The 25882-nt window shown below is 64.2% G+C and carries 22 protein-coding genes and 1 pseudogene; 19 read left to right on the forward strand and 4 right to left on the reverse strand.

Going from position 1 to position 25882, the window contains the following annotated elements:
- The first annotated feature begins 61 nt into the window (after positions 1–61).
- From whiA to ACXR2W_RS01670, 6 genes are all read left to right on the forward strand, one after another.
- The gene (gene whiA, locus ACXR2W_RS01645; RefSeq protein WP_458812592.1) at positions 62–1036 is read left to right on the forward strand and encodes a DNA-binding protein WhiA; all 975 of its coding nucleotides are present in this window, start codon (positions 62–64) and stop codon (positions 1034–1036) included.
- 168 nt (positions 1037–1204) lie between these two features.
- Positions 1205–1822, forward strand: a complete 618-nt coding sequence (locus ACXR2W_RS01650; RefSeq protein WP_458812595.1) for a superoxide dismutase — start codon at positions 1205–1207, stop codon at positions 1820–1822.
- Between the two features lie 77 nt (positions 1823–1899).
- Positions 1900–3102 (forward strand): phosphoglycerate kinase, encoded by a 1203-nt coding sequence (locus tag ACXR2W_RS01655; RefSeq protein ID WP_458812598.1) that lies wholly within the window; start codon positions 1900–1902, stop codon positions 3100–3102.
- Positions 3099–3893 (forward strand): triose-phosphate isomerase, encoded by a 795-nt coding sequence (tpiA, locus tag ACXR2W_RS01660; RefSeq protein ID WP_458812601.1) that lies wholly within the window; start codon positions 3099–3101, stop codon positions 3891–3893. Before ACXR2W_RS01655 ends, tpiA begins: the two co-directional genes overlap by 4 nt.
- 61 nt (positions 3894–3954) lie before the next feature.
- Positions 3955–4200: a preprotein translocase subunit SecG gene (gene secG / locus ACXR2W_RS01665; protein WP_458812604.1), complete on the forward strand. Its 246-nt coding sequence runs from the start codon at positions 3955–3957 to the stop codon at positions 4198–4200.
- Positions 4201–4272: 72 nt separating this feature from the next.
- Positions 4273–4638, forward strand: a complete 366-nt coding sequence (locus ACXR2W_RS01670; protein WP_458812607.1) for an RNA polymerase-binding protein RbpA — start codon at positions 4273–4275, stop codon at positions 4636–4638.
- 99 nt (positions 4639–4737) lie between these two features.
- On the opposite strand, the gene ACXR2W_RS01675 is transcribed toward ACXR2W_RS01670, so the two are convergent.
- The 3 genes from ACXR2W_RS01675 to tkt all read right to left on the reverse strand — a co-directional run bounded on the left by ACXR2W_RS01675 (position 4738) and on the right by tkt (position 9691).
- On the reverse strand, positions 4738–6429 hold the full coding sequence (locus ACXR2W_RS01675) for a phosphoglucose isomerase-related protein (protein WP_458812610.1): 1692 nt from the start codon (positions 6427–6429) through the stop codon (positions 4738–4740).
- Complete coding sequence (gene tal / locus ACXR2W_RS01680; RefSeq protein WP_458812613.1) at positions 6426–7541, reverse strand: transaldolase; 1116 nt, start codon at positions 7539–7541, stop codon at positions 6426–6428. Before tal ends, ACXR2W_RS01675 begins: the two co-directional genes overlap by 4 nt.
- Before the next feature lie 83 nt (positions 7542–7624).
- On the reverse strand, positions 7625–9691 hold the full coding sequence (gene tkt, locus ACXR2W_RS01685; RefSeq protein WP_458812641.1) for a transketolase: 2067 nt from the start codon (positions 9689–9691) through the stop codon (positions 7625–7627).
- An 80-nt stretch (positions 9692–9771) separates the two neighbouring features.
- On the opposite strand from tkt, the gene ACXR2W_RS01690 reads away from it, so the two are divergent.
- Complete coding sequence (locus ACXR2W_RS01690; protein WP_458812643.1) at positions 9772–10698, forward strand: heme o synthase; 927 nt, start codon at positions 9772–9774, stop codon at positions 10696–10698.
- A 469-nt stretch (positions 10699–11167) separates the two neighbouring features.
- Entirely contained in the window at positions 11168–11968 is an 801-nt protein-coding gene (locus tag ACXR2W_RS01695) for a methyltransferase domain-containing protein (RefSeq protein ID WP_458812645.1), read from the forward strand.
- Between the two features lie 7 nt (positions 11969–11975).
- Here ACXR2W_RS01695 and ACXR2W_RS01700 read toward each other — a convergent pair whose 3' ends face one another.
- Positions 11976–12881, reverse strand: a complete 906-nt coding sequence (locus tag ACXR2W_RS01700) for a COX15/CtaA family protein (RefSeq protein ID WP_458812647.1) — start codon at positions 12879–12881, stop codon at positions 11976–11978.
- Positions 12882–13178: 297 nt separating this feature from the next.
- On the opposite strand from ACXR2W_RS01700, the gene sufB reads away from it, so the two are divergent.
- The 11 genes and pseudogenes from sufB to ACXR2W_RS01755 all read left to right on the forward strand — a co-directional run.
- On the forward strand, positions 13179–14597 hold the full coding sequence (gene sufB / locus ACXR2W_RS01705) for a Fe-S cluster assembly protein SufB (RefSeq protein ID WP_458812649.1): 1419 nt from the start codon (positions 13179–13181) through the stop codon (positions 14595–14597).
- A 2-nt stretch (positions 14598–14599) separates the two neighbouring features.
- A complete protein-coding gene (gene sufD / locus ACXR2W_RS01710) occupies positions 14600–15778 on the forward strand; it encodes a Fe-S cluster assembly protein SufD (RefSeq protein WP_458812651.1) in 1179 nt (392 codons plus the stop codon).
- On the forward strand, positions 15778–16104 hold the full coding sequence (locus tag ACXR2W_RS01715) for a non-heme iron oxygenase ferredoxin subunit (protein WP_458812653.1): 327 nt from the start codon (positions 15778–15780) through the stop codon (positions 16102–16104). Before sufD ends, ACXR2W_RS01715 begins: the two co-directional genes overlap by 1 nt.
- Positions 16105–16108: 4 nt before the next feature.
- Positions 16109–16867 (forward strand): Fe-S cluster assembly ATPase SufC, encoded by a 759-nt coding sequence (gene sufC, locus ACXR2W_RS01720; protein WP_458812655.1) that lies wholly within the window; start codon positions 16109–16111, stop codon positions 16865–16867.
- Positions 16868–16903: 36 nt separating this feature from the next.
- On the forward strand, positions 16904–17227 hold the full coding sequence (locus ACXR2W_RS01725; protein WP_458812898.1) for a metal-sulfur cluster assembly factor: 324 nt from the start codon (positions 16904–16906) through the stop codon (positions 17225–17227).
- A 4-nt stretch (positions 17228–17231) separates the two neighbouring features.
- Positions 17232–18761 carry a glucose-6-phosphate dehydrogenase gene (gene zwf, locus ACXR2W_RS01730; protein WP_458812657.1) on the forward strand — a complete coding sequence of 510 codons (1530 nt, stop codon included), beginning with the start codon at positions 17232–17234 and terminating at the stop codon, positions 18759–18761.
- Positions 18758–19690 (forward strand): glucose-6-phosphate dehydrogenase assembly protein OpcA, encoded by a 933-nt coding sequence (locus ACXR2W_RS01735; RefSeq protein ID WP_458812659.1) that lies wholly within the window; start codon positions 18758–18760, stop codon positions 19688–19690. The genes zwf and ACXR2W_RS01735 overlap by 4 nt, the downstream gene beginning before the upstream one ends.
- Positions 19687–21123 carry an NADP-dependent phosphogluconate dehydrogenase gene (gndA, locus tag ACXR2W_RS01740; protein WP_458812661.1) on the forward strand — a complete coding sequence of 479 codons (1437 nt, stop codon included), beginning with the start codon at positions 19687–19689 and terminating at the stop codon, positions 21121–21123. The genes ACXR2W_RS01735 and gndA overlap by 4 nt, the downstream gene beginning before the upstream one ends.
- A gap of 2 nt (positions 21124–21125) precedes the next feature.
- Positions 21126–21887, forward strand: a complete 762-nt coding sequence (pgl, locus tag ACXR2W_RS01745) for a 6-phosphogluconolactonase (RefSeq protein WP_458812663.1) — start codon at positions 21126–21128, stop codon at positions 21885–21887.
- Between the two features lie 103 nt (positions 21888–21990).
- Positions 21991–23589 carry an ABC-F family ATP-binding cassette domain-containing protein gene (locus tag ACXR2W_RS01750; protein ID WP_458812665.1) on the forward strand — a complete coding sequence of 533 codons (1599 nt, stop codon included), beginning with the start codon at positions 21991–21993 and terminating at the stop codon, positions 23587–23589.
- Between the two features lie 1823 nt (positions 23590–25412).
- Positions 25413–25742, forward strand: a pseudogene (locus tag ACXR2W_RS01755) (ABC transporter ATP-binding protein); the annotation flags it as partial.
- Positions 25743–25882: the final 140 nt, after the last annotated feature.

Here is a 25882-nt window from a genome sequence, read left to right on the forward strand (position 1 = left end):
CGTTCGCGTTCACGCCCGCCCCGTTTCTTTTTCGCCTTCCTGTTTGAGAGGATCCCTATTCGTGCTGTCTACCCCCGAGGTTAAGAACGAGCTCGTTCGCGTCCAGGTGCAACGCACCAGCGAGCGCATGGCTGAGGTCGCGACCGTTTTGCGGGTTGCGGGTGGCCTGCACTCGATCTCGGGTCGCATTGCCCTTGAAGTTGAGCTGCACACGCCTCAGATCGTGCAGCGTGTGCGCAAGGACCTCGCCGAGCTTTATGGTGTGCGCTCTGATGCGAAGCAACTGCCGCCGTCGACCACCAGGCCGGGCGCACCCCAGTTCTTGGTGCGCGTCATTGACGGTGAGACGCTCGCGCGTCAACTGGGCCTCCTCGACCAGCGCCGGCGCCAGATTCGCGGTTTGCCGAACCGCCTTACCACGGGAGCTCAGCCCGAGCTCGCTGCGATTCTTCGTGGCGCGTTTCTCGCCCGCGGCAGCCTGACCGCTCCCGGTCGCTCAGCGAGCCTCGAGCTGGCATGCCCAACGAGCGAGGTGGCGATGGCGCTCGTGGGTGCCGCAGGCCGGCTCGGTGTTGACGCGAAGAGCCGTGAAATTCGCGGCCAAAACCGCGTCATCGTGCGCGACACAGACGCCATCGGGCAGATGCTCGGTGTGATGGGGGCCGAGGAGGCTCGCACGCGCTGGGAAGAGCTCAAGCGCGCGCGTGAGACCCGCGCGACCGCCAACCGCCTCGTGAACTTTGACGATGCGAATCTGCGCCGCTCCGCGCAGGCGTCGGTGGCGGCGTGCGCGCGTGTCGAGCGCGCGCTCGAGATCCTGGGCGATGCGGTGCCCGAGCACCTGAAGTACGCCGGCACGCTGCGCCTCACGCATCGCGAGGCGAGCCTCGACGATCTGGGGGCGCGCGCAGAGCCCGCGCTCACGAAGGACGCGATTGCGGGCCGGATCCGGCGTCTGCTGGCGATGGCCGACAAGGAGGCCGAGGCGCGTGGGATCCCAGGCACCGAGGCGAGTCTTCCCGAGGTGATCGACTAAGCGGTCACACCGCTAGGTTGATTCGCCAGGCTGCGCGCGTGTGCGCCGCTTGATCGAAGCCGGGGGTCCGCCCGTCGAGAAATCGACGGCGGGCCCCCGGCTGTCTTCGTCGTGAGAGGCGTAGACTGGGCAGTGACAACTGTTCGTCACTGCGATTGGAGGGCCCCTATGGCTGCCTACTCACTTCCCGATCTTCCCTACGATTACTCGGCGCTCGAGCCGCACATTAGCGGCAAGATCATGGAGCTGCACCACTCGAAGCACCACCAGGCGTACGTCACCGGCGCGAACGCTGCGCTCGTGTCACTCGAAGAAGCCCGCGAGTCGGGCAACCTCGCAAACGTGAACAAGCTTGAGAAGGACCTCGCGTTCAACGTCGGCGGTCACGTCAACCACACGATCTTCTGGAACAACATGTCGCCCGAGGGTGGCGACCGCCCCGAGGGCGAGCTCGCAGCAGCCATCGACGAGTTCTTCGGCTCGTTCGAGAAGTTCCAGGCGCACTTCACGGCCTCGGCCATGGGCGTGCAGGGCTCGGGCTGGTCAGTGCTCGCATGGGACGCGCTCGGACAGCGCGCCAACATTGTGCAGCTGTTCGACCAGCAGGGCAACCTCCCCGCTGGCACCGTGCCGCTGCTGATGCTCGACGTGTGGGAGCACGCGTACTACCTGGACTACCTCAACGTGCGCGCTGACTACGTCAAGGCGTTCTGGAACATCGCGAACTGGCAGGACGTCGCGAAGCGTTTCGAAGCTGCACGCGCTCAGACGCCGGGCCTGATCTAACCCGTTCAAGTACCCCGGGGCTCGCACGCGCGGGCCCCGGGGCGCTGTTATGCAACCCGAAGGAACTTCTGCACCACATGCGCACTATTGAATCACTGGGTTCGCTGCGTTCACAGACCGTGATCGTTCGCTGCGACCTCAATGTCCCGCTCTCTGAAGGCGTCATCACCGACGATGGCCGCATTCGCGCCTCACTCACCACGATTCGGGAGCTGCGCAATGCGGGCGCCCGCGTGGTACTCATTAGCCACCTGGGCCGCCCCAAGGGTGCCCCAGAAGAGCGCTACTCGCTGCGCCCCGTCGCTACGCGCATGGGCGAGCTGCTTGAAGCCCCCGTGCGCTTTGTCGGTGAAACCGTAGGCGCAGACGCAAGTGCCGCGATCACCGAGCTTGCTGACGGTGATGTCGTGCTGCTCGAAAACCTGCGTTTCAACCCGGGCGAAACAAGCAAAGACGAGGAGGAGCGTCTCGCGTTCGCGAAGCAGCTGGCCGAGCACGCAGACGCGTTTGTGTCTGACGGCTTTGGTGTCGTGCACCGCCGCCAGGCGAGCGTCACCGAACTCGCGGGTGTGCTCCCGAGCGCGGCGGGCCGTCTCGTCGCGGCAGAGCTTGAGGTGCTTGAGCGCCTCACCGCACGCGCCGAGCGCCCCTACACCGTCGTGCTCGGCGGCTCGAAGGTGTCAGACAAGCTGGGCGTTATCTCCCACCTGCTCGAACGCGTCGACACGCTGCTCATTGGCGGCGGCATGCTCTTCACATTCCTCGCGGCTCAGGGGCACGACGTTGCGTCGAGCTTGCTCGAGGAAGACCAGCTTGACACCGTGCGCGGCTACCTGGCCGAGGCCGAACGCCGCGGCGTACGCATCGTGCTGCCGACCGATGTGGTCGTGGCAGCGGCCTTCGCGGCAGACGCCGCACACGAGACCGTGGCGGCAGACGCGATCGGTCAGTCGAGCTTTGGTGCAACGGGCATCGGCCTTGACATTGGCCCAGACTCGGCCGCCGAGTTCGCGCGGGTGATCAGCCAGTCTGCCACCGTCTTCTGGAACGGCCCGATGGGCGTCTTCGAGATGGCGGCATTCGCGGGTGGCACTCGCACCGTCGCGCAGGCGCTCGCAGACACCGACGGCTTCACCGTCGTGGGTGGTGGCGACTCGGCTGCAGCCGTGCGCGCCCTCGGTTTTGCCGACACCGATTTTGGACACATTTCTACCGGAGGCGGTGCGAGCCTCGAATTTCTCGAGGGTAAGCAGCTGCCAGGATTGGAGGTGCTCGCGTGAGCGAAGCACAACGTACACCCCTCATTGCGGGCAACTGGAAGATGAACCTCGACCACCTGCAGGCCATTGCGCTTGTGCAGAAGGTCTCGTGGTCACTGAAGGACGCCCGGCACGATTACAGTGACGTCGAAGTCGCCGTGTTTCCTCCGTTCACCGACCTGCGATCGGTGCAGACGCTGCTCACCGCAGACAAGCTGCCGATGGCGCTCGGTGCGCAAGACCTCTCGCCCGAGGCGGCGGGCGCATACACGGGTGACATTTCGGCGGCGATGCTCGCGAAGCTCGATGTACGGTACGCCCTGGTGGGGCACTCTGAACGTCGCAACGGGCACGGCGAAACCGACGAGCTGATCGGGGCAAAGGCCGGCGCGGCCAGCAACGCTGGCATGGTACCCGTGATCTGCGTCGGTGAAACCGCGGCAGACCTTGAAGAGCACGGCCCGGCCGCGATCCCGCTCGCTCAGATGACGGCTGCGGTCGCGAAGCTCCCCGAGGGGGCCGAGTTTGTGATTGCGTATGAACCGGTCTGGGCGATTGGCAGCGGCCAGGCGGCGTCAGCCGAGCAAGCCGAACAGGTTATCGCGGCGCTGCGCGCAGCCCTGCGCGATGTGGTGGGCGACGAGCGCGCAGACGCGACCCGCATTTTGTACGGAGGTTCGGTCTCGAGCGAGAACATCGCGGGCTTCATGGCGCAGCCCAACATTGACGGCGCGCTCATCGGTGGCGCAAGCCTCAAAGCCGATGAGTTCTCGCGGATCGCGCAGTTTCGCAAGCACGTCACGGGCGCCTAGGTAGCCCGACTATACTGGGGCGTAGGTTTTCCACGCCCGCAACCCGTGAAAGGTCACTCGCGTGCTCATTTTTAAGATCGCCCTGATCGTCATCCTCGTGCTGACGAGCCTCCTGCTGACGCTGTTCATTCTGCTCCATAAGGGCAAGGGTGGCGGCATGTCTGACATGTTTGGTGGCGGTGTGACCTCGAGCCTCGGCTCATCAGGGGTCGCCGAACGCAACCTGAACCGCATCACCGTGATCGTGTCGGTGGTGTGGGTGGCCTCCATCGTGGGCCTGGGGCTGCTCGAGCGGTTCTCGCTCTAAAGCTTCATCACACGTGTGCCCGGCGCCTGTGAGGCGTCGGGCACACGTTCGTACTCGAAAGAAAGGTTTCTAGTGGCAGGCAGTAACGCCATTCGCGGCGCACGTGTCGGATCGGGCCCCATGGGGGAGATGGATCACGGCGCACGCGCAGAACGCACGGCAATTTCATACTGGGATGCCCTCGGAAACGAAACGGTGCGTTACTTCGCATCAGATGTTTCGCCCGAAGACATTCCCGAGCAGATCGACTGCCCGGCCTCGGGCCTCCCCGCGGGCCGCGACCAGGCGAACCCGCCGCAGGTGCTCAAGAACGAGCCGTACAAGACGCACCTCGCCTACGTGAAGGAGCGCCGCACCGAGGAGGAGGCCGTCGAACTGCTTGACGCCGCCCTCGAGAAGCTGCGCGCACGTCGCGGCACCGCACGCAGCAAGGCATAGACCGAGCTAGATACAGCAAAGCGGGCGAGACCTTTTGGTCTCGCCCGCTTTGCTGTACGCGGCCGAATGCTAGGCGCGGCAGCGTGCCAGGAGAGGTCGCTACGCGAGCAGCTCGATGACCTGCTCGATCACGCTCGCATCGCCCGGCGCGAGCGCTAGAGCGAGCACGGGCCTGCCCCGCTCAATGAGCACACCGCGGTCTCCGCGCGCCTGCGCGCTCAGCAGCGTGCCAAAGCTGCTCTCGGCGCCCGCGATCGCAAGGTCTTCAGACCCCGGATCAGTGAGCTGCCAAAACGCGCCGAGCGTCGGCCCGCCCTTGTGTAGCTGCCCGACAGAGTGCAGGTAGCTGGGCCCGTAGCCGAGTGACACGGGTACCCCGAGGGCGGTGGCGAGGCGCGTGCGCAGCAGCTCGAGGGGTGCGCGCAGCGCCCCCTGCGGGTCAACGTAGCACTGCACCGCGAGGTAGCCGCCTGCGGGAGTCATCGCGCGCAGGGTGCACACGATGTCAGCAGCGGTCTCTACCGTGGCGCCAGCGGGCTTCGCGAGCACGGTGGTGTTCCCCTTGGACGCAGTTATTCGCGTGGCCGCGGCCGCACTTGCGTCATCAGCGGCGACGGACTCTGCCTCAGCGAGGGCGGCGCGTGCCGCAACCTTCGCCGATTCGACGTCGGGCTGGTTGAACGGGTCGATGCCCATGAGCCGGCCGAGCGCCGCGGTCGCGAGCTCCCACGCAAGAAATTGCGCACCGAGCGCGCCCGAGACCGTGAGGTCTCGCGCTCCGGATCCGGCCTCTGCCGTCTCTGTCGTCGCGGCAGCTTCTGCCGCCTCAGCGCCAGGGCCGGCGACCCGTGCGGTGACGACGCAAGGCGGTACGGCCGCGAACTCAGGCGCATCGGAGGGCAGCGCGATAGGCAGCACCCCGAGGCCCTCTTTGCCCGTCGACTCGGCGACGAGCTGCTCGGCCCAGCGGCCGAGGCCCCAGCGAGCCGAGGGTGCCTCGTCGAGGGCGAGCACAAACCTTGCGGGGAGACCCGCGAACATGGCGGCTGCGAGCTGCAGCGCGGGGTTCGCGGGGGAGTCCTTGCCGAGTAGTGTGCGTACCGCATCGGCCTCGCGTACGAGGCCCGCGACGTCGGCGCCTGCGAGCCCCGCGGGCACCAGCCCGAACGCCGTGAGCACCGAGAACCGCCCGCCCACATTGGGGTCGGCGAGAAACACGTGGCGGCCCGCGTCGCGTGATTCGCCCTCGAAGGGAGAACCCGGGTCGGTGACAATCACGAGACGGCTACCCGGCTCAATACCCGCGGCTTCGAACGCCTGCTCAAAGGTGTCGAGGTGGCTGCGTGTCTCGATCGTGCTGCCCGACTTCGAGCTCACGATGACGGCCGTGCGAGCGAGATCGCCCGCGAGCGTACGCGCCACGGCGGCGGGGTCGGTCGAGTCGAGCATCGTGAGCTCGACGCCGGCCCACTGCGCGATCACGGCCGGGCCGAGACTCGAACCGCCCATGCCGCAGAGCACAAAGCGATCGACGCCCTGGGCCGCGAACTCGGCGCGCAGCGCCGCGATGCGCGGCAGCAGCTCGGCCGCCGCCGCGTCAACGTTGGTCCACCCGAGCCTCACCTGAGCTTCGGGCTGTGCAGCCTCGCCCCACAGCGTCGCGTCAAGCGCGAACGTGCGGCTCGCGACCTGATCGCGCACGAGTGCGGCGAGGGCGTCACGAAACACGGGTGCGGCGGCGAGGTGATCGGCGATGCGCACGTGCACCTCAGCGAGAGGCTGGGCGGTCACTTTTGCGCTTTCAGAGCCGCCTCAACCGTAGCGGTGAGGTCGTCCCACGAATCATCGAACTTCGACAGTCCCTCGGTCTCGAGCAGCTCTGTCACCTCGGCGTAGTCGATCCCCAGCCCGTCGAGTGCGTTGAGCACCTGGTTCGACTCGGCGTAGGAGCTCGTAACAACGGTGGCGGCGTCTGCGAAGTCACCGTGATCTGCCACGGCCTCGAGCGTGGCCTCGGGCATCGTGTTGACGACGTTCGGGGCGACGAGTCCGGTCACGTAGAGCGTGTCGGGCAGCGCCGGGTCCTTCACGCCGGTCGAAGCCCACAGCGCGCGCTGCTTATTCGCGCCGAGCGACACAAGGTGCACCGCGCGCTCGCTCGCGAATGACTCTTCGTAGACCTCGTATGCGAGGCGGGCATTGGCGAGGCCTGCCTTGCCCTTGAGCGCGAGCGCCTCGGCCGTGCCGATCTTCTCGAGGCGAGCATCAACTTCGGTGTCGACGCGCGATACGAAGAACGAAGCGACCGAGTGAATGGTTGACAGGTCGTGGCCTGCCGCACGGGCCTGCTCGAGACCCGTGAGGTAAGCGTTGATGACCTCGCGGTAGCGCTCGAGGCTAAAAATCAGTGTGATGTTCACGCTGATGCCCGCCGCGGTGGCCTCAGTGATGGCCTCGAGTCCCTCGCGCGTGGCGGGAATCTTGATCATCGCATTGGGGCGTTGAACCTTCGCCCACAGCTCCTTGGCACGCTGTGCGGTGCCCGCGGTGTCTCGCGCAAGGTTCGGCTCGACCTCGATCGAGACGCGGCCGTCGCGGCCCGCGGTGGCGTCATATACGCCGCGCAGTACGTCGCAGGCATCGGCCACATCGGCGCTCGTGAGCTCGGTGATGGTGGCGTCGACGTCAAGACCCTGGCGTGCGCACTCGGCGATGCGCGGGCCGTAACCGATGCCCGCACCAATGGCCTTCTGAAAAATGGTGGGGTTCGTGGTCACGCCCACCACGTTGAGCTCTTCAACAGCCTTCACGAGGCTGCCGGTTTCGAGGCGCTCGCGCGAGAGATCGTCGAGCCAAATGCTTACGCCAGCATCGCTGAGCGCTTGGGTACGCAAATTCGTCATAGAATGCGTCTCCGTTCTTGATAGGGGGTGTTGGCTTTGGGGGTGTGGCACGGCGCAGGGCCGTGCCACACCGGGTGCCCGGATTAGACCTGGGCGATGCTGTCGTGTGCGGCGGCGACCACGGCGTCGGTGGTGATGCCAAACTTCTCAAACAGGGTCTCGTAGTCGGCTGAAGCGCCAAACGTTTCGATCGAGACCGAGCGGCCGGCGTCGCCAATGTAGCGCTCCCAGCCCAGCGAAATGCCGGCTTCAACGCTCACGCGGGCCTTCACGGTAGCGGGGAGCACCTCTGCGCGGTACTCAGCGGTCTGCTCAGCAAACCACTCGAGGCAGGGCGCCGACACAACGCGCGCGCCTACGCCTTCAGCGGCGAGACGCTCGCGCGCCTCGACAGCCAACTGCACCTCGGAGCCCGTCGCGATAATGATCACGTCAAGCTGCCCGGTCGGGGTGTCTGCGAGCACGTACGCACCGCGGCGCACCGCGTCAGTGGCGGTGCCCTCAAACACGGGCACGTTCTGGCGCGTCAGCGCGAGGCCGGTGGGGCCCGCGTGGCGGCTGAGCACCTCGTGCCACGCGATCGCGGTCTCGTTGGCGTCGGCGGGGCGCACCATTGCGAGGTTCGGAATAGCGCGCAGCGCGGCCATGTGCTCCACGGGCTGGTGCGTCGGACCGTCTTCGCCCAGCGCGATCGAGTCGTGGGTCCACACGAAGACGCTGGGCACGTTCATGAGGGCGGCGAGACGCACAGCGGGGCGCATGTAGTCGGCGAACTGCAAGAACGTGCCGCCGTAGCTGCGCGTGTTGCCGTGCAGCTGAATGCCGTTCAAAATCGCGGCCATGGCGTGCTCGCGAATACCGAAGTGCAGCACGCGCCCGTACTCGTTACCCGTCCAGGTCGAGGTGGAGTGGTTCGCGGGCACAAACGACGCGGCGCCGGGAATCGTAGTGTTGTTGGAGCCTGCGAGGTCTGCAGAGCCGCCCCACAGCTCGGGCATGATCGGGCCAAGGGCCGCGAGCACCTTGCCGCTGGCGGCGCGCGTCGCGATGCTCGAACCGGTCTCGAACTCGGGCAGCGCCTCGAGTGCCCCCTCGGGCAGCTCCTGCGCCTCGAGTCGGTCGAACAGTGCCTTGCGCTCGGGGTTTGCGGCGGCCCAAGCATCGAAGCGCTCCTGCCACGCGGCGCGGCGCTCGGCACCGCGGGCCACGGCGAGGCGAGTGTGCTCAATGACCTCGGGCGCTACGGCGAAATGCTGATCCGGATCAAAGCCCAGAGCGGTCTTCAGGCCAGCGAGCTCGTCAGCACCCAGCTTCGAGCCGTGAATGCCGCCCGTGTTCTGCTTGCCGGGTGAAGGCCAGCCGATAATGGTCTTGAGAATGATGAGGCTCGGCTTGCCGGTCTCGGCCTTTGCCGCTTCGATCGCATCGTTCAGCTCGACGATGTCTTCGACGTAGGCGCCGGTCTTCTTCCAGTCAACCTCGATGACCTGCCAGCCGTACGACTCGTAGCGCTTCGCCACGTCCTCAGAGAACGAGATGTCGGTGTCGTCTTCGATCGAGATCTGGTTCGAATCGTAGATCGCGATCAGGTTGCCGAGCTCTTGGTGGCCCGCCAGCGACGAAGCCTCGCTGGTGACGCCCTCCTGCAGGTCACCGTCGCCCGCGATCACGTAGATGTTGTGGTCGAAGGGGCTCGTGCCGGGCGCGGCCTCGGGGTCGAACAGGCCACGCTCGTAGCGGGCCGCGTACGCAAAGCCGACGGCCGACGCGAGGCCCTGGCCGAGCGGGCCGGTGGTGATCTCGACACCGTCGGTGTCACCGTACTCGGGGTGGCCGGGGGTCTTCGAACCCCATGTGCGCAGTGCCTTAATGTCGTCGAGCTCGAGACCGTACCCGCCCAGGTACAGCTGTACGTACTGTGTGAGTGACGAGTGGCCGATCGACAGAATAAAACGATCGCGCCCCGCCCACTTGTGGTCGGCGGGGTCATGGTTCATGACCTTCTGGTGCAAGAGATACGACACCGGTGCCAGGCTGATCGCCGTGCCGGGGTGACCATTACCCACCTTCTCGACGGCGTCGGCCGCCAACACGCGGGCGGTGTCTACCGCTTTATTGTCGAGCTCATCCCACTGAAGTTCGTTACCCAAGGCAAACCTTTCCTCGTTACGCGCGCGTGAATACGCACCCTCAATGATCCTACAGAGTTGAACAGGTACCATGGGGTGTGATGTCCACCCAGAATGAAGCTCATGTTCAGGTTCCCAAGACCCCTCGGTCGATTGGGCGCACGATCAAGAACTATGTCGCGCTCACCAAGCCGCGAGTGATGGAGCTGCTGCTCGTCGTGACCGTGCCCGCGATGATTCTCGCAGAGGGCGGGCTGCCGAACCTCTGGCTCGTGCTCGCCACCCTCATCGGTGGCGCGCTGAGCGCCGGGTCTGCTGGCGCATTCAACTGCTACATCGACCGCGACATGGATCGCAAGATGAAGCGCACCAAGAACCGGCCGCTCGTCACGGGCGAGATCTCTGATCGCAACGCGCTCATCTTCTCGTGGGTGCTGGGCGTACTCTCGGTGGTGTGGCTGTCACTCACCACGAACTGGCTCGCTGCCGCGCTCGGCGCCGGCGCCATCTTCTTCTACGTGGTGATCTACACGCTGCTGCTCAAGCGCCACAGCGAACAAAACATCATCTGGGGCGGCATCGCAGGCTGTTTCCCCGTGCTCATCGGCTGGGCCGCCGTCACCGGCACGCTCGGGTGGGCTGCCTGGGTGTTCTTCCTCATCATCTTCCTGTGGACCCCGGCACACTACTGGCCGCTGTCGATGCGCTACCGCGACGACTATGCCGCCGCTGGCGTGCCCATGCTCGGGGTCGTGCGCGGCCGCGTGACCGTGGGCCTGCAGATCATTCTGTACACGTGGGCGACCGTCGTGTCGAGCCTGCTGCTGATCCCCTTTGGCCCGATGGGCTGGGTGTACACGGTCGTCGCTGTCGCCGCCGGGGCGCACTTCTTGTTCGAGGCGCACCGCCTGTACGGCAGCGCGATTCGCGGCCGTGAGGGCAAGCCGATGCGCGTGTTCCACGGCTCGATCACGTACCTCTCGGTGCTTTCGATCGCGATCGCGGTCGACCCGCTGCTGCCGTTCTAGGGCGCATCTCGCCGGCCTGCCCTAGATGCGTGGGTCAGTAATGCGTTCTGCCCTGTAGCCGCGCCCTCGAGCAACCATGACTATGCATCGAAATGACGAGTCGCCACGATAAGTACGCTTTTATCGTGGCGACTCGTCATTTCGATGCCGCCTCGTCGACGATGCAAGACTCACGCGGTCTGCCCCCAATCACACCAGTCGACCCCCGCCGTGTAGACCACCAGCCACCCGACTATCGGTCCCTCGCGCGGTTCAGAGAAGTGTCACCTCGAGGCATTCAGTGTGCTGTTCACCCAGCTCCTCGCGCTGTGTGCGTGGGGTGCGAGGCCACTGGCGCGCTATGTGGTGACGGTGCCGGAGGGCTGGGACACGGTACCGACCCACCCACCTAGGGCAAGCTCGCTGGACTGCCCAGTTTCTAAGCGCCCGCGCGGGCGCGCGGGCGCGCGAAAGTCGCTAGGCTGCGGGCATGGCAGACGAATACACCCACGGCCATCACGCGAGCGTGCTGCGCTCGCACACCTGGCGTACCGCCGAGAACTCGGCAGCTTACCTGCTGCCGAGGCTCGTCGCGGGCCAGCGCGTACTCGATGTCGGTGCGGGGCCCGGCACAATCACGGCCGATCTGGCCCGGATCGTGGCCCCGGGGCTCACCGTTGGCCTCGATGCTTCGGCCGACGTGGTCGCCAGGGCCGCAGCCGAGTTTGATGTGGCGAGCTTACCCAATCTGCGGTTTGAGACGGGCGACGCGTACGCGCTCGAGTACCCTGACGCGTCGTTCGATGTCGTGCACGCGCACCAGGTGCTGCAGCACGTTGGCGATCCGATTGCCATGCTGCGAGAACTGAAACGGGTGACGGCACCCGGCGGTACGGTGGCCGTACGCGATGTCGACTATGAGGGCGTGATTTGGGCGCCCGATTCGCCCGCACTCGATGAGTGGCTTGAACTGTACCTCCGTGTACACCGCGGAGTGAGCGGAGAGCCCGCGGCGGGCCGCCACTTGAAGCGCTGGGCTCGAGCGGCCGGTTTGTCAGACGTTACCTGCTCGGCGTCGCTGTGGCTCTTTGAGAGCGACGAGGATCGTGTCTGGTGGGGTGGCATGTGGGCCGAGCGTGCGCTCGAATCTGCGTTTGCCGAGAACGCGCTGCGTTTAGGGCTCGCAGACCGGGCGACACTCGAACGGATCGCAGCTGGCTGGAGGCACTTCGCGGAGGATCCCGACGGCTGGCTGCTGATGCCGCACGCCGAGATCCTCGCGACCGTATAGTGCCTGTTTAAGCGGCGGGCTCGAGCGCGACTGGGCGCTTGAGTCGCAGCACGGCGACCGTCATCGCTGCGGTCGTCAGCGTCGCAAGGACCATGTGCACGCCCACTGGGAACGGCGGCAGGCCGGCGCGCGCCTGAAAGACACCCACTAGGATCTGCACAACGAGCACCGCAAGAAGCGCCACGAACCAGCGGAGCGGGCGCAGCTTTTGTGCGGCAGCCCAAATGACGAGCGTGATGGTGAGGGCGAGGGAGGCGTAACCGGGCCACGAGTGCACATGGCTCATGAACACTGCGTCAACACCGTCCCGCTGAATCGTGGCATCTCCCGAGTGTGGGCCCGAGGCCGTAGTAATCACGCCAAACAACACCGTGATCGCCATGACCAGTGTTGCAATGTGCGTGGTGATGAGAAACGGCTTGGGTACGACGATTTCGCGGGGGCCAGCGGCCTCGTACATGCGAGCAACATAGGCAGCCGTTAGGCACACCAGAATGAGTGACACTACGTAGTGGAACGCGACCAGGTTTGCGTTCAGGTGCATCCAGACGATGACGCCGCCGACGAGTGCCTGGAGCACTACGAGTGCCAACACGATCACCGACATGCTGAACAGATCACGGCGAGCACGACGAATGCGCCAGCTCAGAAGCACCACGAGTATGCCAAAGACCAGCAGCGGGCCAGAAATGGTGCGATTGCCAAACTCAATGAGCGAGTGGTAGCTCAGCTCTTCCGTGGGCACGAGCGATCCCGGGGCGCACAGCGGCCATTCGGGGCAGCCGAGCCCAGAACCCGTGAGACGCACGGCCCCGCCCGTCGCAATAATGACAGTGTTGAGCACGAACGAGGTCCACGCGCTGAAGCGCAGCCAGCGTGAAATCGTGTGACCCGTGGCGGGGGGACTGCTCACGGGTGAATGGCTGGTGGTCGCGCGAGACAACTGGGCTCCTCTCAGGCAGCTCCTACATACACCATGGGGCAGGGCGTGCCCCTCCCGTTTTCATACAAAAAACTGTAGAATAGGAAGCTGTGGTTGTGATCGTCGATCCGATAGGCAATTTCTCGCTACGGATCGCCATCGTTCGCGGCCCAGACTACTGCACCGTGGCAGGGAACCCGATGAGTGCGGCATCAGTCGCATGGGTCGCTAATTCGGCGCGGCATGGGGTTTCTCGCGAAACGGAACTGAACTAATGAGGGAGGGATCATGCCAGAGGTATTGATCGACCGGCCCGAGCTTGAAGGCTTGGGTCAGTACGAGTTCGGCTGGCACGACACTGATGAGGCCGGCGCGCTAGCCAAGCGTGGCCTCAACGAGCAGGTCGTGCGTGAAATCTCGGCTCTGAAGAATGAGCCAGAGTGGATGCTTGAGCGCCGCCTGAAGGCCCTTAAGATCTTCGAACGCAAGCCCATGCCCACGTGGGGTGCTGATCTGTCGGAAATTGACTTCGACAACATTAAGTACTTCGTGCGGTCGACTGAGAAGCAGGCGACGAGCTGGGAAGAGCTGCCCGAGGAGATCAAAGAGACGTACGAGCGTCTCGGGATCCCCGAGGCCGAGCGTCAGCGTCTCGTTGCCGGCGTCGCTGCACAGTACGAGTCGGAGGTGGTGTACCACCAGATCCGCGAGGACCTCGAGGAGCAGGGCGTGCTCTTCCTCGACACCGACACCGCGCTGCGCGAGCACCCCGAGATCTTCAAGGAGTACTTCGGCACCGTCATCCCGTCGGGCGACAACAAGTTCGCGGCCCTGAACACCGCGGTGTGGTCGGGTGGCTCGTTCGTGTACGTCCCCAAGGGTGTGCACGTCGAGATCCCGCTGCAGGCCTACTTCCGTATCAACACGGAAAACATGGGCCAGTTTGAGCGTACGCTCATCATCGCTGACGAGGGCAGCTACGTGCACTACATCGAGGGTTGCACGGCCCCGATTTACAAGTCTGACTCCCTGCACTCGGCAGTCGTGGAGATCATCGTGAAGAAGAACGCACGCGTGCGTTACACGACGATCCAGAACTGGTCGAACAACGTCTACAACCTCGTTACGAAGCGCACGATCGCTGAAGAGGGCGCAACGATGGAGTGGGTTGATGGCAACATCGGCTCGAAGGTCACCATGAAGTACCCCTCGGTGTACCTCGTCGGTGAGCACGCAAAGGGCGAAACCCTCTCGGTTGCTTTCGCGGGCCCCGGCCAGCACCAGGATGCGGGCGCCAAGATGGTGCACCTCGCCCCCAACACGAAGTCGTCAATTCTGTCGAAGTCGATCGCACGTGGCGGTGGGCGCACCGGTTACCGCGGTGAGATCCGCGTCGAGGCGAACGCGCACCACGCAGCAAACTCGGTGGTGTGTGACGCGCTGCTCGTTGACACGATCTCGCGCAGCGACACCTATCCAGCGATCGATATTCGTACCGATGATGCGACGCTGGCACACGAAGCGACCGTGACGCGCGTGAGCGAAGAACAGCTGTTCTACCTCATGAGCCGCGGCCTGTCTGAAGAAGAGGCAATGGCCATGATCGTGCGCGGCTTCATCGAGCCGATTTCGCGCGAGCTGCCCATGGAGTACGCACTCGAACTGAACAAGCTCATTGAGATGAGCATGGAAGGATCCGTCGGTTAAAGATGTCAACGCTTCAGACTGAACAACACGGTTTCAAGGCACACACTGACGGCGACTGGGGCAATCGGGCACCGATTCAGACCCGCTCAGATCGTTTCAAGTCGACCAACGTCGCTGACTTCCCCGAGGTTACCGGCCGCGAGGTCAACTGGAAGTTCACCCCGGTGGCCCAGCTCAAGGGCTTGCTGACCGGCGAACTGCGTGGCGGCGAGCTGCCGAGCGTGATCAGCGAGGCCGACGGCCTCAAGGTGAGCTACATTCCCATGGACTCTGAGCTCGTGGGCCGCGCTGGTATCCCTGAGGATCAGGCCGCCGCGAACGCGTGGGGCCAGGCCCAGGTGGCGCAGCACATTCTGCTGACAAGCCCCGAGCGTCAGACCGTCACGGTTAAGCGCCAGGAGCTCGGCACCGCGGCGACCGCCGCGCACACGGTGATCGAGGCGGCTCCGCAGTCAGAGGGTCTCGTGATCATCGAGAACACGGGCCAGGTAAACCTCACCGAGAACGTCGAGATCGTTGTCGGCGCGGGCGCAAACCTCACCGTCGTATCGATCCAGGAGTGGGACGAGGACGCGGTTCACCTGGCAAGCCACAACGTGACGGTGGGACGCGACGCGAACCTACAGCACATTGTTGTCTCGCTCGGTGGCAAGATCGTGCGGCTCAACCCCTCGATTCACCTTGATGAGCAGGGCGCCAACGGCGAAAGCTACGGCGCATACTTCGCCGACGCTGGCCAGCACCTCGAGCACCAGGTCTACATGGACCACAACGCTCCCCACACCCGCAGCCGTGTCGCCTACAAGGGCGCACTGCAGGGCGAGGGTGCGCACGCCGTATGGATCGGCGATGTGCTGATCCGCCGCGTGGCAGCAGGTACTGATAGCTACGAAGAGAACCGCAACCTGACCCTCACCGAGGGCACGCGCACCGATTCAATCCCCAACCTCGAAATCGAGACGGGTGACATTGCGGGCGCGGGCCACGCCTCGACCACGGGCCGGTTCGACGAAGAGCACATCTTCTACCTCCAGAGCCGCGGTATCTCAGAAGACGAGGCGCGCAAGCTTGTTGTGCGCGGGTTCCTCGTCGACGTGATTCAGCGCATCGGTAACGAGGAGATTGAGGCTCGTCTGCAGCAGGCAATCGACGCTGAGCTCGAACAGAGCGTGCTCGCGTAATGGCCAGGCAGAAAGCAATTGCCCTCGCTGATCTCACCCAAGACCAAGCGGTAAAGGTTGACATCGACGGGGTGCCGATTGCTCTCGTCCTCGATTCGAGTGGCGTGGTGCATGCCATTGGCGATACCTGCACTCACGGCCAGATCAGCCTCTCAGAAGGCTTTGTTGAAGGCGACACGCTCGAGTGCTGGGCGCACGGATCCCAGTTCTCACTCACCACGGGTGTGCCGCAGAACCTGCCTGCCTACGAGCCGGTTCCCGTTTATGTCGTCGAGATCGAAGACGGCGACGTGTACATTGACCCCACCATCACGAAAGAGATTTAAAGCTATGGCTTCCGTTCTTGAAATCAAGGACCTGCACGTCAGCGTCACGACCGAGCAGGGCGACAAAGAGATTCTGAAGGGCGTCGACCTCACGCTCAAGCAGGGCGAGATCCACGCGATCATGGGCCCCAACGGCTCGGGCAAGTCGACCCTGTCGTACGCGATCGCAGGTCACCCCCGCTACGAGGTCACGAGCGGCTCGATTCACCTCGACAGCGAAGACGTGCTCGAAATGGGCGTTGACGAGCGCGCGCACGCGGGCCTCTTCCTCGCGATGCAGTACCCCGTCGAGATTCCCGGCGTCACCAACTCCAACTTCCTGCGCACCGCGAAGACCGCGATCGACGGCGAGGCACCCGCGATCCGTACGTGGATGAAGGACGTCAAGACCGCGATGGACAACCTCCGCATGGACCAGTCGTTCGCGAACCGCAACGTGAACGAGGGCTTCTCGGGTGGCGAGAAGAAGCGCAACGAGATTCTTCAGCTCGAGCTCCTCAAGCCCAAGTTCGCAGTGCTCGACGAGACCGACTCTGGCCTCGACGTTGACGCGCTCAAGATCGTGTCTGAGGGCGTCAACCGCGCCAAGGACAACACCGGTCTTGGTGTCATGCTGATCACGCACTACACGCGTATCTTGCGTTACATCAAGCCCGACTTCGTTCACGTCTTCGTTGACGGTCGCATCGCAGAGCAGGGTGGCCCCGAGCTCGCGACGCGCCTGGAAGAAGAGGGCTACGACCGCTTCCTCGCCAAGGCGTAAGCTAGTCGTATGGCTGACGAAACGGTGGTCTCACCCATGTCGATCGATCCAGAGTTCAAAGAACAAGCGATCGAGGCGTTGAAGAACGTCTCTGACCCTGAGCTGGGCGTAAATATTTACGACCTGGGCTTGATCTACGATCTGGCGTTTGACGAAGAGCACGATGCGCTTGTGATTAGCATGACGCTCACGAGCGCGGGCTGCCCGCTCACAGACGTCATCGAGAACGATATTGCCGAGTGCCTCGACGGGCTCGTGACGGCGTTCCGCATCAACTGGGTGTGGATGCCGCCGTGGACCCCGGCGCGGATCACGGACGACGGGCGCGACATGATGCGCGCCCTGGGTTTCTCGATCTAATCACGTGAGCTCTAATCCGCTCCGCTCGCCCGGCGATCCGCGTCTCAACCGGATCGCCGGGCCCAGCTCCCTCGTCATCTTTGGGGTGACGGGGGATCTCTCCCGTAAAAAGCTCATGCCCGCGGTGTACGACCTCGCAAACAGGGGGCTTCTACCACCCGGCTTTGCGCTCGTCGGGTTTAGCCGCCGCGATTGGGCTGACCGCGATTTCGCCGAGATTGTGCACGACGCTGTACGCAAGTACGCGCGCACCCCGTTCAGGGAAGAGACTTGGCGCCAACTCGCAGAGGGCATTCGTTTCGTGCAGGGTCGCTTCGACGACCCCGATGCCTATGTGCGGCTGCGAGACACCGTCGACGCGCTCGACCGAGAGCGCGGCACGATGGGCAACCACGCGTTCTATCTCTCGATCCCCCCGAAGTCCTTCCCTGAGGTCGCACACCACCTGTCGAGCTCGGGGCTCGTCGACCAGAAGGCCGACGACGCGCGCTGGCGCCGCGTCATCATCGAGAAGCCCTTTGGTGAAGACCTTGCCTCTGCTCAGGCACTCAATGAGACTCTCGAGCACGCGTTTCCCGCTGATTCCATCTTCCGGATCGATCATTACCTGGGCAAAGAGACCGTTCAGAATATTCTGTCGCTCAGGTTCGCGAACTCGATGTACGAACCGATCTGGAACCGTAACTACGTTGACCACGTGCAGATCACCATGGCCGAAGACATTGGCGTGGGTGGTCGTGCCGGGTACTACGACGGTGTGGGAGCGGCCCGCGATGTGATTCAGAATCACCTGCTGCAGCTGCTCGCGCTCACCGCGATGGAAGAGCCCATTGCACTGAGTGCAGAACACCTGCGCTCCGAGAAGGAGAAGGTGCTCGAGGCGGTGCGACTGCCAGAGAACCTGGCCGAAGCGACCGCGCGCGGGCAGTACGGGGGCGGTTGGCAGGGCGGTGAGCTCGTGCCCGGCTTCCTCGAAGAAGACGGCATGAACCCCGAGTCGCACACCGAAACGTATGCGGCGCTGAAGTTGTTTGTGAACACCCGGCGCTGGGCCGACGTGCCGTTTTACCTGCGCACCGGTAAACGCTTGGGCAGGCGGGTGACCGAGATCGCTGTCGTGTTTCGGCGCGAGGCCGGTGAACTGTTCGCGAAAGCGCACGGCACCGACATGGGCGCCAACGCGCTCGTGATCCGGGTACAGCCCGACGAGGGCATCACCATGCGATTCGATGCCAAGGTTCCCGGCACCGGCACGCGCGTGCGTGACGTCACCATGGACTTCGGCTACGGCCACGCGTTCACCGAAGCGAGCCCAGAAGCGTACGAGCGACTCATCCTCGACGTGCTGCTGGGCGACGCGCCGCTGTTCCCGCGGCAGGCCGAGGTGGAACTGTCGTGGAAGATCCTGGACCCGATCGAGGAGTTCTGGGCGGCACAGCCCGACAAACCCGAGCAGTACGCGCCCGGCTCGTGGGGTCCAGATTCGGCGCACGCCCTCATGGCCCGCGATGGTAGAAGTTGGAGACGGCCGTGATCGTACAGCTGCCAAACACAAACGTCAGTGCGATTGCTAACCGGCTGGTGTCGTTGCGGCTCGAGGGTGGCGTGTCAGCGTTGGGCCGTGTGCTTACGCTGGTCATCGCCGCCACTGAGCCCATCGACGAAGCCGTCGTCGAAGCCGCAAATCACGCGTCGAGTGAGCACCCTATGCGCGTGATCGTGCTGGTCGAGCTGCCCGATGAGCCTGAAGCGCGCCTTGACGCCGAGATCCGAGTGGGCGCAGACGCTGGCGCGAGCGATGTCGTGGTGCTGCGCGCCTACGGTGACGTGTGCAGCGGGCTCGAGAGCCTAGTCAACGGGCTGCTGCTGCCCGACGCTCCCGTCGTCGTTTGGTGGCCGGGGGAGGCGCCGTACCTGCCGGGAGCGCACCCACTCGGGCGCATCGCCCAGCGACGCATCACCGACAGCGCCGCCGTGCACTCAGACGCGTTTACGCAGCGGGTGCGCGCCTACACGCCGGGCGACACCGACCTTGCCTGGACCAGGCTGACGCGCTGGCGGGAGTACCTGGCGGCGATCCTCGATCAGCGGCAGTTTGGCCCTGTCACCGAGGTGGAGGTCGTGGGCGGCCCCGAGTCACCCTCCACGAACATCTTGGCGGCCTGGCTCGAACTCGCACTCGAAGTCCCCACGCACTGCACGCTCAAGCGCGACGACTCGCCGCTGGGTGGCGTGCGCTCGGTCACGCTGCACAGCGCGAACGGCCGAGCGCAGCTTGAGCGCGTCGCTCCGGATCGTGCGATTCTGCGCCAGCCGGGCCAGCCCGAGCACGAGATCGTGCTGCCCAGGCGTACGCTGCGCGAGTGCCTGGCAGAAGAACTACGCATCCTCGACGAAGACGCCATGTATGGCCGAGTCGTCGCCCAACTTGAAGCACACACACGAACGGAGCAGCCCGCATGAGCGAAGGCACAGCAAACATTGGCGTCGTAGGGCTCGCGGTCATGGGCGCCAACCTGGCACGGAACCTCGCGAGCCGTGAGGGCAACACGGTGGCAGTGTTCAACCGCAGCCACAGCCGCACCGAAGCGCTCGTGGGCGAACACCCCGAGGCGGGCTTCGTGCCCGCAGCATCGTACGCCGAGTTTGCGGCAAGCCTGACGAAGCCGCGTACCGCGATTTTGATGGTGCAGGCGGGAGAGGCAACCGACGCGACGATCAGCGCGATCGCCGACGTGTTTGAGCCCGGTGACATCATCGTCGACGGCGGCAACGCCTATTTCCCCGACACTATTCGGCGCGAGCGCGAGATGCGCGCCCGCGGCATCAACTTTGTGGGCGTCGGCATTTCGGGCGGCGAAGAGGGTGCCCTGAACGGCCCGAGCATTATGCCCGGTGGTTCTGACGAGGCCTGGGCGACCCTCGGCCCGATCCTTACGAGCATTGCGGCCGTCGCCGAGGGTGAGCCGTGCGTCACCCACGTTGGCCACGACGGCGCCGGTCACTTTGTGAAGATGGTGCACAACGGTATTGAGTACGCCGACATGCAGCTCATCGCTGAGGCTTACGACCTGATCCGGCGCGGAACAGGGAAGTCGCCCGCCGAGATTGCAGATATTTTTGCGCAGTGGAACACAGGCGAGCTTGAGTCGTACCTCGTGGAGATCACCGCCGAGGTGCTGCGCCAGGTGGACCAGGCGACCGGCGCGCCGCTCGTCGACGTGATCCTCGACCGGGCGGGCGCCAAGGGCACCGGGGCCTGGACCGTGCAGACGGCGCTGTCACTGGGCGTGCCGGTGTCGGGCATCGCCGAGGCGACATTTGCGCGCTCGCTCTCGTCGCAGGCGGGCCAGCGGGCGGCCGCGGCCGCGCTGCCCGGGCCGAGCGAGACGTTTACGGTCGAGAACGAAGAGGCATTCATCGAGGACGTGCGGCAGGCGCTCTATGCGTCGAAGATCGTGGCGTACTCACAGGGCTTCGACGAAATTCGTGCTGGCGCGGCCGAGTACAACTGGAACATCGACCTCGGGGCCGTGTCGCGTCTGTGGCGTGCCGGCTGCATTATTCGCGCGCAGTTCTTGAACCGGATCGCCGACGCGTTTGCGGCGGATGACCAGCTGACGTTGCTCATGGCAGCTCCGTACTTCGCAGACGCCCTCTCGCGCGGCCAGGCAGCCTGGCGCCGCGTGGTCATCGCGGCCACGCAGGCCGGCATTCCCGCGCCCGCGTTTTCGTCGTCGCTCGCGTACTACGATGGCCTGCGCGCAGATCGACTGCCGGCGGCGCTGGTGCAGGGTCAGCGTGACTTCTTTGGTGCACACACGTACCGTCGCACCGATCGTGAAGGGTCGTTCCACACGCTGTGGTCGGGCGACCGCAGCGAAGTAGCGGTGTAACCGTGGCTGCCGAAGCGATGCTCACCGTGCGCGAGGTTGACAGCCTCGCAGACTTGGGCCTTACATGCGCTGACGAGATTCTGAGCGTGTTTCGCACGCGACAGGCCGAGGGCAGCGTGCCCTGCATCGTTTTGACGGGCGGCCGTGCGGGCGCCGCGGTGCTCGCGGCGCTCGGTGCGCGGGCGCAGGCCGATCGCACATCAGCCCACTTGGCGGCGGGTGTCGACTGGCGCCGGGTGCGGTTCGTATGGGGCGATGAGCGCTGGCTGCCCGCGGGCGATGCCGAGCGCAACGACCTGTTGGCAGACAGCACGCTGTTTGCGGCCGTGGAGACTGATCCGGCACTCGTGCACAGGGTGGCTTCGAGCGCGGCCGAACTGTCGCTCGATGAGGCTGCGGCCGAGTACGCGACGATCATCGCAGGGCTTACGCAGATTGATGTGGCGCTGTGCGGGGTGGGGGAGGACGCTCACGTGGCCTCGCTGTTTCCCGGCCGCGATGACCTGCTGCAGGAGGGGGCACAGACTCCCGCCGCGTTGGCGGTGCGCGAGTCGCCGAAGCCGCCCGCCGAGCGGGTGTCACTGAGTGTCGCCGCGCTGCGACGCGCCGACCGTGTCTGGTTGCTCGCTTGCGGCGACGGCAAGGCCGAGGCCGTAGCTCACCTGCGTGCGCGACGTGAACCGCTCGTGCCCGCGGCGCGGGTGACTGGCCGCCGCGAGACGGTGCTGTGGGCCGACGCCGCGGCGCTCGGAGCCGGTCGCTAACGGCACCGGCCCCGTGGGCTCAGCTCGGCCAGGTAGACTAGTGAGGTTGCCCACCCGGTGGGCTCGTCTATCTGGCCGTTTGCTGTTTTAAGGAGCCCCACTCGTGATCACCGTCGAGGATCTCGCAATTGACGTCGGCGCCCGCCGTCTGATGGGCGGCGTCAACTTCCGCGTGAACCCCGGTGACAAGATCGGCCTCGTGGGCCGAAACGGTGCCGGCAAGACCACGCTCACGCGCACCCTTTCGGGGGAGCTGCAGCCCGCAGAGGGCAAGATTACTGTGACGGGCGAGCTGGGCTTTCTGCCGCAGGACCCTCGGGTCGGTGACCCCGAGCAGATCGCCAGGCACCGGATCCTCGATGCTCGCGGTCTCGGCACGCTCACCAAGAACATTGCCAAGGCGACCGAGGACATGTCATCAGACGACCCGGTGGTCGCTGAGAAGGCCATGAAGCGGTTTGGTAACCTGACCGACCGGTTTCACGCCCTTGGCGGGTACGCGGCAGAGTCAGAGGCCGCGTCGATTTCGAGCAACCTCGGCCTGCCCGACCGCATTCTCGACCAGCCGCTGAAGACGCTCTCGGGCGGTCAGCGGCGTCGCATTGAGCTCGCGCGCATTCTGTTCTCAGACGCCGACACGATGATTCTCGATGAGCCAACGAACCACCTCGATGCCGATTCAATCGTGTGGCTGCGCGAGTTCTTGAAGACGTACAAGGGCGGCGTGATCGTGATTTCGCACGACATCGAGCTCGTGGGCGAGACCGTGAACCGGGTGTTCTACCTCGACGCCAACCGCCAGGTCATCGACGTGTACAACATGAACTGGAAGCTGTATCTGCGCCAGCGCGCGGCAGACGAAGAGCGACGCCGCAAGGAGCGCACGAACGTCGAGAAGAAGGCTTCGGCGCTCAAGGATCAGGCTGCCAGGTTTGGCGCCAAAGCTTCGAAGGCCGCTTCTGCGCACCAGATGGTGGCTCGTGCTGAAAAGATGCTGTCAGGGCTCGACGATGTGCGCCAGGTCGAGCGCGTCGCGAAGCTGCGGTTCCCAGACCCGTCGCCGTGCGGCAAGACCCCACTCATGGCTCAGGGGTTGTCGAAGTCGTACGGTTCGCTCGAGATTTTTGCGGGCGTCGACCTCGCGATCGATCGTGGCTCGAAGGTCGTCGTGCTGGGGTTGAACGGCGCGGGCAAGACCACTCTGTTGCGTATGCTCGCACAGGTGGACGAGCCTGACACGGGCGAGATCATCGCGGGGCACGGTCTCAAGGTCGGCTATTACGCGCAGGAGCACGAGACGCTCGACGTAAAGGCGAGTGTGCTGCAGAACATGGTGTCGGTGTCACAGCACCTCACTGAGACTGAGGCGCGGCGCGTACTCGGTTCGTTCCTGTTCACCGGTGACGATGTGTTGAAGCCGGCGGGCGTGCTGTCGGGCGGCGAAAAAACCCGTCTCGCGCTCGCGATGCTCGTGGTCTCGAGTGCCAACGTGCTGCTGCTTGATGAGCCCACGAACAACCTCGACCCCGCAAGCCGCGAGGAGATTCTCGACGCACTGGCGCACTTCACCGGCGCTGTGGTGCTGGTGTCGCACGACCACGGTGCGGTCGAAGCGCTCAACCCCGAGCGCGTGCTGATCATGCCGGAGGCTACCGAGGACCACTGGTCAAAGGACTACCTCGAGCTCATCGAACTCTCGTAACAGTTCTCAGCGGCCGCGCCGATAGGTTGACTCGTCATCCTGCGCGTCTCCTTCGTCGTCCTGCGCGTCTCCTTCGTCGTCCTGCGCGACGAAGGAGTCGCAGGATCCACGACCCAACGCCCGATTTTCGCTCTTGCAGGAGATCAGCGTTTATGCAGGACTGAATCAGGGTTTTGGTCCTGCTGACTCGTGCCACTTAGTGCTGGCGTGCAGTGCACATGTCGAAGCTTTGGGGCAACATCCCAGGCGAATGAGTCTTTTCCCACATCCGTTGCACCAAAGATCGATTCCTCTGGCAAATGAGGGCGTGCGGCCAAAAGTGGGTGTTATCAGGGCTGATAACACCCACTTTTGGCCGCACGATGTCTTGGCTCCTGTGTGTGACCTGGTTCGTGCCGTTTGAATGCCGGCAGACAGCTCATCTAGTAACGAGCACCGGCCAAAGATGGTTTTCGCAGTTGTGGCGCGGAGCGTCACATCGCGAGTCAGTGGGTGAACAAGCCCCTCGTTGTGGTGCGGTCGCACACGTACCAGCACCGCATCAAATCAACAATTTCTTATCAAATGATGTAGGAAAATCTAAAAAGTGGCACGAGTCAGGTCCGATTTTTCGCTCTTGCAGGAGATCAGCATTTATGCAGGACTGAATCAGGGTTTTGGTCCTGCACGAGTGCTGATCTCCTGCACGAGTGCTGATCTCCTGCATGAGGTGGGGACTTGAAGTTGGATTCTGATTCTTCGACGTATGTCAACTCGCTATTTGAGGGGCAGCTGCAGCGAAATGCTTGACGTGCAATATGCTGCTTCAACCAGCGGCGCACTTCCTTTAGCGTCAGCCCTTCACCATGCCTCTGCTCCACGTACGCACGCGTAGCCTCGTCACACCGTGCCCGGGGCACCGCGATCACATGGAGTGCCCGGTTCAGCCGTCGGACGCAATACCTGTTCAACCGGTGCCGCACAGTGTCCCTCGTCGACGCCGCGGCCGGGGAGGCCCGATCTTATGGGCAGCAGGTGCATGACTCACTCATGCTGATCGAGCAGATGACCGGGCATGCCGCCCAATACTTATTCACGCTGTCCCTGAGAAGCAGGGCAAGGCAACATGTCACGGGTCCGCATAAAATGTTCGGGTCGCGCCTTGCCAGGCCGCGGAACGGGCCAACTCTTTACTGTGGTTTCCGCTGTGCTGGTACGGCGCAGCCGAAGCCCAGCATGCGGCTACTAAATACAGGCCAGATTTGCTGCAGCAGTGAGTTCTACATCAGCTGCGCAGAGACTTTGCAATGCTCCCTCCGCAAAAGCCGCACTATTCGCCGCTCGAACACCTGCCTCCGCAGAAAGCCAGACAATCAACTCGGAATAAATGGCCCCTTTGCCCTCTGTGCCGCACTTTTCTCCGGCACTCCTTCCGATCTGCCCAAAAAGTTCCGGTACCGCAGCAGCGAAAGCATCGACTTCGGATTGGGTAGATGCCCTGTCTGCCCGGTCTAGTGCCGCTCTAAAAAGCTCGATCGACTCTGCAGTGGCGGACTCACAAAGACTAGCGTCCGTCGTGTCAGCAGGTTCAGGTGCTATGTTGCTTTCAGATTCGCTTTGGGGGGCCATATCAGGGATTGGAAGCGCAGAGAAGCTGCAAGAAGTGGATGCCAAAACTAGCAGCCCACTAACGGTCAAGAGTGCAAAATTTTTTGAAGTGACCATCGTGACTTAACTTCTCCGACCTAAGCTTCCACAATCCTGCCACTCAGCTTATCAGAAGGGCATTTCCCGATAAGGAGGCCATCGGTGTCGAGCCGACCGAAGCACTCTTGTTCTGGCACCGCGTACTCGGCTCGTTCGTGTTCACCGGTGACGACGTGTTGAAGCAAGCGGGCGTGCTGTTGGGCAGCGAGAAAGTCTGTCTCGCGCTCGCGATGCTCGTGGTCTCGAGTGCCAACGTGCTACTGCTTGATGAGCCGACGAACAACCTCGGCCCCGCGAGCCGCGAAGAGATTCTCGATGCGCTGGCGCACTTCACCGACGCTGTGGTGCTGGTGTCGCACGACCACGGCGCGGTCGAAGCGCTCAGCCCCGAGCGCGTGTCGATCATGCCGGAGGCTACCGAGGGCCACTGGTCAAAGGACTTCCTCGAGCTCATCGAGCTATCGTAACGAGACGTTGGGGCACACGGGCTGGTCGTTACAGGCGCTCACTAAACGCCGAAGCCCTCAGTCTCTGTGCGAGAGTGAGGGCTTCGTGTGTATCGTGCATGTGCTGATGGCATATGCACGGGGCATTTTCGTGAGGGTGT

The organism is Leucobacter faecis (genome assembly GCF_054456695.2).